General features: G+C 34.8%; 12 protein-coding genes and 4 tRNA genes. 9 read left to right on the top strand and 7 right to left on the bottom strand.

What is annotated here, in order from left to right; translation table 11 throughout:
- The first annotated feature begins 38 nt into the window (after positions 1–38).
- Genes ACFIK1_RS03970 through mazG form a run of 3 tightly spaced genes read left to right on the top strand, consistent with a single transcriptional unit; the run spans position 39 to position 2852 of the window.
- The gene (locus ACFIK1_RS03970) at positions 39–1067 is read left to right on the top strand and encodes a zinc-binding dehydrogenase (protein WP_375613072.1); all 1029 of its coding nucleotides are present in this window, start codon (positions 39–41) and stop codon (positions 1065–1067) included.
- Positions 1068–1073: 6 nt separating this feature from the next.
- Complete coding sequence (locus ACFIK1_RS03975) at positions 1074–2003, top strand: lipid A biosynthesis lauroyl acyltransferase (RefSeq protein ID WP_273791402.1); 930 nt, start codon at positions 1074–1076, stop codon at positions 2001–2003.
- A 33-nt stretch (positions 2004–2036) separates the two neighbouring features.
- The gene (gene mazG / locus ACFIK1_RS03980; RefSeq protein ID WP_375633159.1) at positions 2037–2852 is read left to right on the top strand and encodes a nucleoside triphosphate pyrophosphohydrolase; all 816 of its coding nucleotides are present in this window, start codon (positions 2037–2039) and stop codon (positions 2850–2852) included.
- Between the two features lie 70 nt (positions 2853–2922).
- Here the strand turns inward: mazG and ACFIK1_RS03985 are convergent, their stop codons facing one another.
- Positions 2923–3288, bottom strand: a complete 366-nt coding sequence (locus ACFIK1_RS03985; protein ID WP_375633160.1) for an iron-sulfur cluster assembly accessory protein — start codon at positions 3286–3288, stop codon at positions 2923–2925.
- Between the two features lie 607 nt (positions 3289–3895).
- Between ACFIK1_RS03985 and ACFIK1_RS03990 the strand changes: the two genes are divergently transcribed.
- Positions 3896–3972: transfer RNA gene (locus ACFIK1_RS03990), tRNA-Pro, on the top strand.
- A 252-nt stretch (positions 3973–4224) separates the two neighbouring features.
- On the opposite strand, the gene ACFIK1_RS03995 is transcribed toward ACFIK1_RS03990, so the two are convergent.
- The gene (locus ACFIK1_RS03995; protein ID WP_375613075.1) at positions 4225–4692 is read right to left on the bottom strand and encodes an Hsp20 family protein; all 468 of its coding nucleotides are present in this window, start codon (positions 4690–4692) and stop codon (positions 4225–4227) included.
- 257 nt (positions 4693–4949) lie between these two features.
- Between ACFIK1_RS03995 and ACFIK1_RS04000 the strand changes: the two genes are divergently transcribed.
- The 3 genes from ACFIK1_RS04000 to ACFIK1_RS04010 all read left to right on the top strand — a co-directional run bounded on the left by ACFIK1_RS04000 (position 4950) and on the right by ACFIK1_RS04010 (position 7174).
- Positions 4950–5867: a serine aminopeptidase domain-containing protein gene (locus ACFIK1_RS04000; protein ID WP_375662140.1), complete on the top strand. Its 918-nt coding sequence runs from the start codon at positions 4950–4952 to the stop codon at positions 5865–5867.
- Between the two features lie 772 nt (positions 5868–6639).
- Positions 6640–7002: a cell cycle two-component system response regulator CpdR gene (gene cpdR, locus ACFIK1_RS04005; protein WP_005773448.1), complete on the top strand. Its 363-nt coding sequence runs from the start codon at positions 6640–6642 to the stop codon at positions 7000–7002.
- 97 nt (positions 7003–7099) lie between these two features.
- Positions 7100–7174, top strand: a tRNA-Val gene (locus ACFIK1_RS04010).
- Between the two features lie 1860 nt (positions 7175–9034).
- On the opposite strand, the gene ACFIK1_RS04015 is transcribed toward ACFIK1_RS04010, so the two are convergent.
- The 5 genes from ACFIK1_RS04015 to ACFIK1_RS04035 form a co-directional block, all read right to left on the bottom strand.
- Positions 9035–9111 (bottom strand) — tRNA-Arg (locus ACFIK1_RS04015).
- A 39-nt stretch (positions 9112–9150) separates the two neighbouring features.
- Positions 9151–9456 (bottom strand): ETC complex I subunit, encoded by a 306-nt coding sequence (locus ACFIK1_RS04020; protein WP_375617799.1) that lies wholly within the window; start codon positions 9454–9456, stop codon positions 9151–9153.
- An 88-nt stretch (positions 9457–9544) separates the two neighbouring features.
- A tRNA-Pro gene (locus ACFIK1_RS04025) sits at positions 9545–9621 on the bottom strand.
- Positions 9622–10331: 710 nt separating this feature from the next.
- Positions 10332–11021 carry a DnaA regulatory inactivator HdaA gene (hdaA, locus tag ACFIK1_RS04030; protein WP_375617798.1) on the bottom strand — a complete coding sequence of 230 codons (690 nt, stop codon included), beginning with the start codon at positions 11019–11021 and terminating at the stop codon, positions 10332–10334.
- Positions 11018–12229, bottom strand: a complete 1212-nt coding sequence (locus ACFIK1_RS04035) for an AI-2E family transporter (RefSeq protein ID WP_375662141.1) — start codon at positions 12227–12229, stop codon at positions 11018–11020. Before ACFIK1_RS04035 ends, hdaA begins: the two co-directional genes overlap by 4 nt.
- 158 nt (positions 12230–12387) lie before the next feature.
- On the opposite strand from ACFIK1_RS04035, the gene purM reads away from it, so the two are divergent.
- Complete coding sequence (gene purM, locus ACFIK1_RS04040; protein ID WP_375662142.1) at positions 12388–13497, top strand: phosphoribosylformylglycinamidine cyclo-ligase; 1110 nt, start codon at positions 12388–12390, stop codon at positions 13495–13497.
- The gene (gene purN, locus ACFIK1_RS04045; protein WP_375662160.1) at positions 13490–14104 is read left to right on the top strand and encodes a phosphoribosylglycinamide formyltransferase; all 615 of its coding nucleotides are present in this window, start codon (positions 13490–13492) and stop codon (positions 14102–14104) included. Before purM ends, purN begins: the two co-directional genes overlap by 8 nt.
- The last annotated feature ends 206 nt before the right edge of the window (positions 14105–14310 follow it).

The raw sequence follows: 14310 nt of genomic DNA on the forward strand, positions 1-14310 counted from the left end.
TTATAACGCTAACCAATAATTATTTAAGGGGGATGATAATGCGTGCACTGCAACTCTTCGATGATCGTCGGCTTGAAATCACCAATATTTCCCCGCCATCTTCACCTAGTATAGGTGAAGTAACTGTGCGGATAAAAGCCGTTGCTCTTAATCATATTGATGTATGGGGATGGCGTGGCATGGCTTTTGCGAAAAGAAAAATGCCACTCATCATTGGTGCAGAAGCCTCTGGTGAGGTTATACAAATAGGAGATGGCGTTGAACATCTCCAACTTGGACAGATTGTCTCAATTTATGGTGCACAAACCTGCGGAGTATGCCAAGCTTGTCATGAAGGACGGGATAATCTTTGCAGTAATGTAAAGGGAGTCTATGGTTTTCACCTTGATGGATTTGCGTGTGAGCTTGTCAATTTGCCAGCACGTTTATTAGTTCCATCACCTCCCCAATGTGATGAATTGCAAGCAGCAGTTGCTCCAATTACTTTTGGTACCGTAGAACATATGCTTTTCGATAACGCAAAACTACAAGCAGGAGAAACAATCCTGGTACAGGCTGGTGGCTCAGGTATTGGTTCTGCAGCCATTCAACTTGCAAAACACATGGGCTGTACAGTTATCACAACTGTAGGTTCAGATGAAAAAATTGCAAAAGCGCACTCTCTTGGGGCAGATCATGTGATTAATTATCGTAAAGATCGTTTTGAAGGTGTAGTGCGTAAATTAACCCAAAAAAAAGGTGTTGATGTTGTTTTTGAGCATGTTGGTGTCGATACATGGAACGGTTCTCTGTTATGTATGAAAAAAGGAGCACGCTTAGTGACTTGCGGTTCTACCTCTGGTGTTTCAGCACCAATAAATCTCATGCAATTATTCCAGCAACAGCTCAAGATATTCGGTTCATTTGGCTGCCGTATGGAAAATATGAAAAATGCCATGCAAAAAATGGCACAAAAAGCCGTACACCCTGTCATTGATACAATTGTTGGGCTGGATGAAATTGATACAGCTTTAAAACGAATGGAGAGTCGTGATGTTTTTGGTAAAATTATCCTTAAAATCGATTAAATCATGATGAAGCTTTCTCTTAAAAATCTCATATATCGTATTAAAATTATAGCTAAAAAAATATCCTACTTGTTATGGGCATATCTACTCTTTGGTTCTTTATTTATTCTAAAATGTTTTCCAGCCAAAATGGGAATTTCTTTTTTTGCTTGGTTAGCAAAAAAAATTGGTCCCCTTGTACATCGTCATCAAATCACACTTGCAAACCTTAGGAGTGCATATCCAGAAAAAACAGAGCAAGAACTCCGTGCGATTGCAATAGAAATGTGGGAAAATATAGGACGTTTCCTAGCTGAATATATTTTTCTTGATAAAATTTTTGATTTTGATCCTCATGCAGACGAGCCAGGTTTCATTGAGGTTAAAGGCATTGAAATATTTGAGCGATTAAAAAATGAAAAAAAACCACATATTTTTTTCACCGCACATACTGGCAATTTTGAACTTCTGCCTATTTGTGCACAAAGTTTTGATCTTAATGTTACGGTATTATTTAGACCACCCAATAATCCCTATGTTGCCAAACGAATCCTTAAAGCACGACAAACTTCTATGGGACATCTTGTTCCCTCCAAGGCCGGTGCAGCATGGGCATTAGCAGCCAAATTAGAAGAAGGTGAAAATGTTGGTATGCTCGTTGATCAAAAATTTCGCCGCGGTATCATGGGAACATTTTTTAACAGACCTCTTAAAACAAACCCCTTAATTATAAAACTTGCTCGACAATATGACTGTGATATTTATCCAGCACGTTGTATTCGTTTGCCTAGTGGACGTCATCGTTTAGAGTTATATGAACATGTAGAACTTCCACGTGATGAAAAAAATGATATCGATATAGCTGCTTCTACGCAAAAATTAAATGATATTGTTGAATCTTGGGTCCGTGAATATCCTGGACAATGGATGTGGTTACATAGACGTTGGGACATCTAACATAAGCTCTATTGCTTACAAAGGAAGTGCAAAATGTTAGCCTCAAAAGATATCAGAGATCTCACTACAATTATCACTGCATTACGAAACTCTGATAATGGTTGTATCTGGCATAAAAAACAAACTTTTGAATCCCTCATACCCTATATGCTCGAAGAAGTTTACGAAGTCATCGATGCCATTGAACGAAAAAATCGAAAGGATCTCTGTGAAGAACTTGGGGATCTTCTTTTACAAGTTGTCTATCATGCTACCATAGCACAAGAAGAAGGCAGCTTTACTTTTGAAGATGTTGTTTATGCAATCACGGAAAAAATGATTCGACGCCATCCTCATGTTTTTGGAAATGCCGAGCAAAAAAAACGAGGATTTATAAAAGAGGAGTGGGAATATATAAAAAAAAGAGAACAGGTTGAACAAAAAAGAATGTGCGAAGAAAAAAACAACAATTCCTCCACAAGCATACTCGCAACAGTAAAACAAATCCAGCCAGCAAACCAAGAGGCACTTGCTTTACAAGAAGCAGCAGCTAAAGTAGGTTTTGATTGGCAAAAAAGTGATAAAGTTTTTGAAAAAATAGAAGAAGAACTGGAAGAGCTCAAAGAAGCCATCAAAAGTAAACAAAACTCAGAAATAGAAGCAGAGTTTGGAGATCTCTACTTTATACTTCTTAATCTCGCGCGCCACTTAGCGATTGATTCACAAAAAGCATTAAAAAAAACGAATATAAAATTTCGAAATCGTTTCGCCTATATTGAAGAAAAGCTATCCACTCAATCTAAAACACTCACTGACGCATCCTTGAATGAAATGGAAGCACTTTGGAAGCAAGCTAAAAATGAACGATAAAAAATAGTAGATTTCTTCTACCTAAAAGAACAAGCCCCTCTAAAATTACTAAATTATAATTTAGCTCAGCTCAATTTGTTTTATATTGATCCTGCGTAGCAGGACGAAGTTCCACCGATTCGCCACACCCGCATGCTGAAACTTGATTAGGATTTTTAAAGACAAAACCAGACCGCAACGTTGTCACTTCATAATCCATCTGCGTTCCTAATAAAAATAATACCGCATCATGTGCTACAAAAACACGGGCACCATTCACTTCAACAACATCCGCAGCTATCCCCTTTTCTTTGACAAGAGTAATTGTATACTCCATCCCTGCACAACCACCTTTTTTGATACCAACAAGAATACCCTGTGCATCTTTTGCATCCATAATCGCTTTAACACGATCCACTGCTGCTTGCGTCAAATTTATTACCGAAAAACGGCTCATAGTTTACTCTTTTCTTAGTTCAATAGACACTTTGAAAGTTTTTCCTCTATAATATTTTATCTGATCTTTTAGAAAAAAAACGAAACATAAATTAAAGCATTCTGACCTTGTTTATTTGGATAAAAATACATACCCGTAAAATGAGATTTGTAATTATACAATCCAGAACTTACAATTTTTTATCCACATAAAATGCAAAATACCTCATCTATAAAACTCTAAAAAAACGAAACTTTTCAAAACCATACATTCACTCCTCTTCTTTTGAAAATCCTTATCTTTTTAGAAAAGTAACGATTAGGTAAGAAAACAATATACCTTCCGCACTCATTTGCTCCAATTCATACCCCTAAAGTCACCAATCTTACCCCCCTCCTCACAATCTCAAAAGTAATTAAATGCATACATCTATTAACTATAAAGCTAAAAATTTAATGATCACAAAGAATTTTACAAATTCGTTATTTATCTTGAATTAACAACAAAATATTGATGTCCAAAATTTTTACTTTCAAAAGCTCTAAGTGCAAAAGCATTTTAGATTTTATTCTGTTTATTTTTTCTCTTGCCTTTAAAGAAACAGTCATTTAATCGTTTTACACGAACTCGGAGCGTAGCGCAGCTTGGTAGCGCACTTGACTGGGGGTCAAGGGGTCGTGGGTTCAAATCCCGCCGCTCCGACCATTTTTAAAATGCTATAAAATAAGCTTACTTAAAAAGTGAATTATTATGCATTTCAATTGCACACACATGATTTTTTTCTTCAACGTAGAATAATGTGCAATGATATTTTATCATAAATTCGAGATAAGCTGTTTTATTAAAATGCGCTTCGTTCTTAGGAAAACACATACGAAACGCGAGACCTTTTGCCTCGCGTTTTTTATTCTTCAGAAAAATTTATAATTATCCGATCTCATATTTTCTAAATTTTCTTTACACGATAACGTCGCTGTTATCATTTTTTGTAATGGATGGTGACATCTGTACGGTTATCTTTTTGGGTTTTAATTCAGCTGGCATTTCCCTTTTAAGCTGAATATGAAGAAGCCCATCTCCAAGTTCTGCCCCAATAACCTTAACATGATCAGCCAAATGAAAACGCCGTTCAAAAGCACGCGAAGCAATACCTCGATAAAGGAATTCTCGCTCTTCATCATCATTTTTAGACTTTCTGTCTCCCTTAACGATCAGCTGGTTACAATGCGTTTCAATATCAATTTCATCTTGAGAAAAACCAGCAACAGCCATAGAAATTCTATAAGAATCTTCAGTTAAACGCTCGATATTATAAGGGGGATAAGAAGAAACTTCGTCTGGTTGTGTTCTAGAATCAAACCAGTTAAAAAGATGATCAAAACCTACTGTGGAACGATAAAATGGTGAAAAATCTACTTGACGCATAATATTGCCCTCCTCTAGAGCGACTATAATTTATAATTAATTCACAAAGTTCCCACATGGCAAACTTACTTGTGAACCTGCGGCCCCATCATGGCAACCGCACTAATTATCTAGTAATTGTTTTTCTTTATTTCAACTCTTTGGGACCTAAATTGATAAAAACTATCTAAAAAGCAATATACCCCTTTTTTAATCCTCTTTCTTCATTACATAAATGTCAAAGCACTAAACGGCAAATACACTGTAAAGGATTTCAATTGGAAACACCTCTTTATCCCATAGACTGGGGTTCCACTTCTCTTAATATCCATCATGATACTCTTAAAATAGCAATAGATCACGAAATTCGTTTTGCTATAACATATCCTGAGGTGGAAAAATCTAAGGGAACAATTGTTATTCTCAAAAGCTACGCAAATACTTTAGAAAAATATTTTTTATTAATGAATGAAATTTCTAAACGCGGTTTTCATACAGCAATACTTGACTGCTTTGATCAAGAAAAAATATCCTTCAAGATAAGAAAACAAAGTCGACATCATTGTTTTGATATAAATAATGATATTAATGACTTATATAAATTTCTTAAAAATATTGTTTATCCTAATTATCCGCCGCCTTACTCTATGCTCACCTATGGCATAGGTGGATTGATAGCACTTAGCGGATTAGATCTCATTAATCATCAGTTTAATAGATTGCTCTGTGTTTCTCCTCTTTTTGCTCCATTCGGCAATAAAACGAATAGTTTTCAACATAAATTAACACAATTTCTTTCTGATATAGGTCTTGGCTTTATACCAGTGAAAGATGGGAAAAAATTAAACAAGACAAAACAAAAAAATATACAATTGGGACACATACATAAAGTGCCGCTCCCTTCCATTAAGCCCCCAACATCCCAATGGATGGCTTCAGTATTTAATGCGATTGATTCTATGAAGAGAAATGTACTTCATGGAAATTTACGAATCCCAACACTCTTTATTCTTGCCAATCAAAACAATATTGCAAACAACATTGAAGTGCGGCAATTATGCCAACACACACGTCTAACAGAAAGTATTACTATTACAGGCGCTGAACTGGATACAATTATGGTTAACGAAGATTATAAAAAACAATTTTGGGCTGCATTTGATGCCTTTATTCCCGATAATATATCTGTAAAATAACACTAAACCTTAATTTCCGCTCCACCCCATCAAAAAAGAAAATTTCTACGAGCATTGAATCTACAAACACTTTTAAATATAATAGTTTTTTCTTTCCAACCACTCATATGATTCGTTTTCTAGCCTTTACAGGCAAGCCATGACCTAAATATTCACCACGCATTCTAATAAAAAAACTATTTATATAAATAAAAATAATAAATCTATCTTAATATAACATGATACATATTTACAAATAAAGCATCAAAATACTATTTTTGATCTGTTATTAAGTGATAATTTAATATTATATCTAGGAAAACAATAGTTTTCATCTATTTAAGGAAAAAAATGGAAATAAAGCGCATTTATAATATTTATTACAAATCTCTATAAAAACAAATAACTATAAAATTTCTATTTCTTAGGAGAACTTTTTAAAAACAATAAATTAACATAATATTCTTCTAATTTCTCGATATATGAAAACCCTACAATAACGATTTTCATAAGTTTTTTAATGGAATTCTGATAATAATCAGTAACTTTAAAAGAAAAGATAGTAATGAATCATCTTAGTAGTTTTAGAGAACCCCTTCTTTTTTCAAAATCACATATATTTCGAATTTAACCAACTCACAACGAATATGCTGTATTTTGAATCAGAATGTAAGAATTAACCATTTTGCCATTCATTTCAATTATGAGCCTTTTACCATCTTTTTTATAAATACTCTATATTGTATAATTGATGCGGCAAAACTCTGACAAATGGAGCCATTGGAATATAATCATGAAACGAATCCTGCTCGCAGAAGATGATAACGATATGCGTCGCTTTCTCGTAAAAGCCCTAGAACGTGCAGGCTACGAAGTCGCCGATTTCGATAATGGTATTAGCGCATATGAACGTTTACAAGAAGAGCCATTTTCCCTTCTCCTGACTGATATTGTGATGCCAGAGATGGACGGAATCGAACTTGCACGACGTGCTACTGAGATTGACCCCGATTTACGAGTAATGTTCATTACGGGTTTTGCAGCGGTAGCACTCAATTCAAATAGTGATGCCCCTCCTGATGCAAAGGTTCTCTCTAAGCCATTTCACTTACGTGAACTCGTCAATGAAGTTGAAAAGATCCTTATCGCTGCTTAAAAAGTATTTTTTAAAGTTATTTGCATCTGTTGAAAGAGAAAATAAAATTAGGCATTGACGTTTGGCATTCTATATGGTGTATGCAACATCAATGAATGGGCGTGTAGCTCAGCGGGAGAGCACTACGTTGACATCGTAGGGGTCACAGGTTCAATCCCTGTCACGCCCACCATTCAACTTTATAGTATAAATAAATTATCGAATTATCGTATTCTTCCAAGGTACGGGATGCGTAAATAAAGATTCGGAAATAAGATTTTGCAACATGCATCTACAAAGGGCATACTTTACGGAGTGTTTCTAATATTTTTTACGTTCTGATAGCGCCTCTTGGGGGAAAAGTATCACAAACGTAATAACAGCCTCATTTTTCAACAGATTAGAAGTTTGATTTTAAAATTCTTTCCACAAGCATAGGCTTCCGTTCTAAAAAATATTGTTTATTTCCTGATCTATCCTCTGTTTTTCTTAATTCTTTCATGTCTATTGGTATACACTTGTTGTCTAAACAGTTAGATATAACAACAGTCACTTCGATAGATATAAAACACTTAACCTTAGAGCTGTATTTTGAGTTTACCAATTACAGATTATAATAAAATATTAAAAAGAGTAAAAAACACGATAAAAGCAAATTTTTTCATTCTAAAAATACATTGATTTATAATCATGTTTTATTGTTTGCCATGTTGAATGAGAAATCCGAATATCGTAATGTTTTCTCATTTCAAACCTATTTATATTGAATCAAACAAAACCGTCTCTCTTACACGTCATAAGAGGAATTAGTATTAAGTAAAAATTGTATAAAAAAGCACAAAAATGCCGATAAATGCCTCAAGTGCTGAGATCTATTGCAATATCGGAGGCTGACAAATAGGCAAAGTGTATGATAATGTCAGCTTATTTCTTCATAAGTGTAAAGATGATGGAGCTCAATGGATTTATCATTGTACCATTCACGAGCGCCAGAGTGAATTGAGCTTTAAGAGATATCTCTTAAAACAAAGCCTGTAAAATGGCATTCTCCTCACACTGTATTCCTATTGAAATAATGATCACCTTGAACCGTGTGAGTTTAGATCTTCAGAGCTCATCTGCATAACATTTTAATGTGATTGTTATCCAATATTAAAATACTTCTAACATGATGTACAAACTATAAAGAAATAAGAAAAAACATTTGAAAATGTAAATATGAAATCTAAAATTTAACTCTAAGATACAATCTATCTTCATTCATATAAATATACAGTATACATTCTTAAACCTATAAGACTAAGAAAACCTAAACATTGATGAAACCTATAACCCTACCTGAGAAACAGTGACAATCATGTTAAATCAAATTGTCCACAAGTGTCTCTCATTGAAAAAAACAATATCTTATCTGGACGGCACATATAACATCTTTTTATACGAAAAAACTATAAAGAAGTAATTCGTTATGAATCACAGCTTCCAAGACAAGAAGATATTTTCCACCTCTTGTGCCATCTGTAAATTCTCATCATAAACAGATATCGTTTTTATTCTTCAATGTTTCATAAACTGTTCTAAATCGAATCCATCATGCCTTGTATCTAATCAAAATCGATCTTACCAAAGATCATGCTAAAAAACGTAATAATATTATTCATAAAAAATAAAAAAATCACAATAGATGTTTTTTGGCAATTTCACCAGCATTAGCCGCAATGCTTAAATCTAATCTAAGAAATAAAATATTCATTTTCAGAAAGATGAAAAGAAGCTCATAAAAAAGAGTTTTTGTAATCTGTTTCCTAAAGCATGTGATATAGTAGCAACACGCGGCAAGAATATGCAATGCTAAATTTCAGCAATCAAAAGCAATTTTTACTGAAAAAAGAGAAAACAGCATCATTTTATACTAAAACAGTCAACAGAAAACGTTTAGCAACAAAATAAACCAAAAAACATCAAAAAGGTTCGGGATTATACAGAAAAATAAGCTAATAGAATAAAAGGAAAACTCTCTAACTTTTTATAGCCTATAAATATCATTTAAACATGGTGATCCCGACAGGATTCGAACCTGTGACCCACGGCTTAGAAGGCCGTTGCTCTATCCAGCTGAGCTACGGGACCCAACTGATTATTTTCTCAATTCAAAATAGCATCTTCAATTCAATGTGTCCAAGAATGCTGCCGATCACTGCGAAAATTATCAGAATAAGAAATAGCACGTCGAATCGATGTATGTTTCTTTTCTACACGGTAAGAGATAGCATTCTTACGTGCAAAAGCAATCGCTTCTTCCTTCCTATTAAATCGAATCCTTACCTGATTATTCATATCAGACGTTGCTGTGTAGCCCATAAGAGGTTCAAGCATTTTTGCTTTCATTGGCTCATACTCTAGAATCCAAAAACCTGTATTCCCCTTACCTGACTGCATAGCTGTCTTAGCAGGACTATAAATACGTGCGATCATGCCTTTTTCCTTCAGATTACACAACGCTTGGATGATAGTTTTCACCACACGTACCCAATTGGGTCATTCTCACACACTCAATTAAATATGGTCGGAGCGATAGGATTCGAACCTACGACCCCCTGATCCCAAATCAGGTGCGCTACCAGGCTGCGCTACGCTCCGCCATTTACATTTACTTGATGCACATTTCCTAAAATTTTCACAACAGAAGTGCAAGAGAAAAACACACTTTTTTTTAATTTTGTTGCATTTCTTTACAAAAAAGCACATTTTTTAATTTTTCCCTCTACTCAATAACAAATTTATTGACAAATAGTAGAAAATAACTTCCGTAAGAAAATCCAATCTATATTAAAAAATAACGAATTTCTCTATAAGGATTTCATAATTTTTATCCTGTTTTAAGCAAGCTCTCATTGTATCAAAACACATTCCACAGATACAATTTTAGAAAAAATGACTTAAATATCATAGAAAAACTTTCCCAAAGAGAACATAAGCCAGAAAATTCAGCTGTATTAAGCTTTTTTCCCCTCTTTTTCTATCTTCCCAAAGACTCTTTTATTAAAAATTCTAGAATCTTCTACAATCCAAATCCATAAACAACAAACATTTTTTCAAAGCACAAAGGTTTTATTATAAATAAAATAAAGCGCTCTTTTTAGAAAAATTTTCAAATACGAAGATGGTAAGAATTCAACATCATACAATAAAATCTCAAAGCTATTTAAAATAAAAACACGATAAGAGTAAAAAATACTATTTTTTACTCTTATATAGATATCCAAAAAGAAAAAAATTTAAATGACTTGTCTTCCACATATTGAAACGATAATAGAAGGACAGAATAAGTAAGCCATGATAAGGAGTATTTACGGATTTCTTCTATTTAAAACTTCAGCAATAACAGCACGTGTTATTTTTCTTTTTCTTTGTAATGCCAACTGATCAACAGAATCAATAACACGCTTCAATGAAAATAAAGAACGTTCACAACGGCTTACAAGATAATAAACCGTATCTGGATGTACAATAAGTTGCCTATCGGAAAAAAGCTTAAATGCAACAGCTGTTAACAATGCATCATCAGGCTGATTAATTTCAACGAACATCACCGAATTAAGACGACTTTTTAGATCATTTAACATTAAATTCCAAGCGGAAGGAAGTGTTTGTGCCGTCATCAATAAAGTAGCTTGTCGTGCATCAAGATTTGCTTGCTTAATACTGTTAATTAAATGAAAAAGTTCTGTCTCATTGATTTCACCTGTATCAATATCCTCTATTAAAAATGATCTGCCTAAAGAAGCCATAGTAACAGCCTGATCAAGTTCATTGTGCTGAATCCTGAAAGCATCTGCTTTTTGGAGCCATATATTAGAAAAATGCGTTTTTCCAGATCCTTCTTTACCAACCAAAACTGCAATAGGTAAGCTCCAATTGGGCCAGTGATCAATAAGCTGAAAAGCCATACGATTGCTTTCCGTTACCACTAAATCCTCAAATTGAAAAATCGGATCATAAGGAAAATTTAAAGATAATTGCGTTTCACGCCCATTCATTTTAGCGGCTCCGAATTTCCGCTTCGCGAATACATCTGAGAACTCAGATAAGTATGAAGAGCAAAACGAACTAAAACGCCAACAGCCGCTGCCGCAGGAACAGCAACAAGCATACCAGTAAAACCAAAGAGTGAAGAAAAAGCAAAAAGTGAAAACATCAACCATACAGGATGTAATCCCACTGATGAACCTACAAGCTTGGGTTGAAGAATATAACCTTCAATAAATTGACCAATTAAAAAAAGTGCCATCACAACAATGATTCCCCCCCAATTATTGGGATAAAACTGGACCCATGCAATACCAACAGAAAGGACCAAACCACTCAGTGTGCCGATATAAGGAATAAAGCTAATAAGACCAATAAACATACCAATCAAAAGACTAAAATTGAGTCCTGCAATCGTTAAACCAATAGCATAATAGCCTCCCAATATGAGACAAACTGTTCCTTGTCCACGAACAAAGCCTGCAATAGCTCTATCCATTTCATGAAAAATACTACGGACGGTTTCAAGATGATCACGCGGTATTAACGAATCGATTGCTGTTACCATACGTGGCCAATCTAATAACATATAAAATGCCACCACAGGTGCCACAACAAATAGGCTAATGATATTAACGATTGACTTTCCTGACTTTAAAAGTGAATTCAAAAGAGACGTAATAAAATCCGAACCTTCGCCCAAAAATCCTTTAATATTATTCCGTAATTCATTTGGATCACTTCCAAAATAGCGCCTTAACCAATCAAAATCATGCTCAACAAAAAAGGTTTGAATACGATTAATATAAACAGGTAAACCATCACTCATAAATTGCTGTATTTGCCAACTAATAACAGGAATCAAAATAACTAAAGCAGCAACAAAGGTAATAACAATAAATAAGGTAATAAGGACAGTCCCAAACACACGGCGAATACCAAATCTTTCAAGTAATTGAACAATAGGATTGAGAAAATAAGCCAACACAATCCCTGCCACAAAAGGAAGCAAAATCGATCCAAAAACAAACATAAAAAAAATGAAAAAAATCAGCGTACCAAGCCAAAAAAAGATTTGCCTTTTCATATTATTCGGCAACGGTAATTGAGTATACGCTGGCACATAAGTCTTATAACGATCACGAGATGTATTCTCACTCACTTTCTTTCTCATAAGTTGCCAAGAAGACTGTTCGTGATTATCTGATATCTTGCTCATAAAATATCCTAAAAAAATCTTCACAAAAAATTATAAACAACTTCAAAATAAGGTACAAGAAAAGTTGCTTATTTTCTTATCAATATCTCTTGCAGAGAGAACTCTATCATGGCATTGCATAATATCAAAACCTGATTTTCCATTAAAGGAAGGCTCCAATGAGCAATCAAGATCTTACAAATAATAAATCCAAGGCTGGGGATAAATCCAAAGCTGGTCTTACCTACGCAAAAGCCGGTGTAAACATCGATATAGGTAATGCTATGGTAGAAAAAATTAAACCCTTTATACGCGCGACAAAACGAGCCGGAGCAGATGCAGAAATTGGCGGGTTTGGTGGCCTTTTTGATTTAAAAGCAGCTGGCTTTACAGATCCTATCCTAGTAGCAGCCAATGATGGTGTGGGAACAAAATTAAAAATTGCCATTGAAGTGGGGCACCATAACACTGTAGGTATTGACCTTGTAGCTATGTGTGTCAATGATTTACTCGTACAAGGAGCTGAACCTCTCTTTTTTCTGGATTATTTTGCAACTGGAAAGCTCGACCCTGAACAAGGTGCTGCGATTGTTTCTGGTATTGCAGAAGGATGTAAACAAGCCGGTGCTGCTCTTATTGGAGGAGAAACTGCAGAAATGCCAGGAATGTATGCAGAGGGAGATTATGATCTAGCCGGTTTTGCTGTAGGAGCATGCGAACGCAGCAAGCTACTCCCTTCAAAAGATTTGATAGAAGGTGATGTTATATTAGGTCTAAGCTCCTCTGGAATTCATTCCAATGGCTTTTCGCTTGTTCGACGAATCATCCAGCAAAATTATCTCAAATGGAATAACCCTGCCCCTTTTTCCCCCGAAAACAGCCTTGGTATAGCACTTCTTACACCAACACGCATTTATGTAAAATCGCTTCTTCCCATCATGCGAAAATATGAAGGGATTAAAGCTCTTGCTCATATTACGGGTGGAGGCTTTCCTGAAAATATTCCACGTGTCCTTCCATCTTCTCTCTGCGCTGAAATTAATCTTTCTACCATCAATGTTCCAGCAGTATTTTCATGGATTGCCAAACAAGGTAAAATAGAAGAAAGAGAAATGTTAAGAACATTCAATTGTGGTATTGGCATGATCATTATCGTAGCACAGCATGCAGCTGAAACAATTACACAAGCTATTGAAAGAAAAGGAGAAACTGTAACTCCGCTTGGCATTTTAACAAAATGCCAAGATCAAAATAAAGGAATACTTTATAAAGGGGTACTGCATTTATGAAAAAAAAATTGTCGTTTTTATTTCTGGTAATGGGTCCAATATGGTCGCCCTTGCTCAAGCTAGTCAACAAAAAGAATATCCTGCTGAAATCGTCGCGGTTATTTGCGATAATCCGCGCGCAAACGGTATTGAAAAGGCGCAAAACCATAACTTACCTATTCATATTGTTGATCGTAAAATTTACAAAACAAAAGAAGAGCATGAAGAAAATATTTTTACGATTTTAGATCAATATAAACCGGATTTTCTCTGCTTTGCAGGGTATATGCGTCTTATCTCACCACGTTTTGTAAAACTTTATGAAGGACGAATTTTAAACATTCATCCTTCTCTTTTGCCTTCATTTAAAGGCTTAAACACACATGAAAAAGCTTTACAAGCAGGTGTAAAAATCACGGGTTGCACTGTTCATCTTGTTACAGAAGACATGGATGCAGGAAAAATCCTTGCCCAAGCAGCCGTTCCAGTCTATCCCCATGATACTGCTGAGTGCTTAGCACAAAGAGTTCTTAAAGTAGAGCATAAACTCTACCCCGAAGCTTTAAAAGCATTTATTGAAGGAAAGAGCAAAATGATAGATACGCAACAACAGCTTTTATCTTTTTGAGTGTATCAACAATCTATTAATCAGCATATTTCAATGCTTTACACATAGTTTTTGCTCAGTTTCTACAATTGAAAATCTCTATGAAATGTTGACATAATAGAGTCCATCTCTTCATAAATTTTTGCACAAAATATGTGGTGTTTTTGAATTTTAGTTCATTTTCAAAATTCTTCTTTATTCAGTTCTATGACATTATCATAAACACT

Origin of the sequence: Bartonella sp. OC16QHHD, assembly GCF_042194035.1 — a bacterium.
GTDB lineage: Bacteria > Pseudomonadota > Alphaproteobacteria > Rhizobiales > Rhizobiaceae > Bartonella.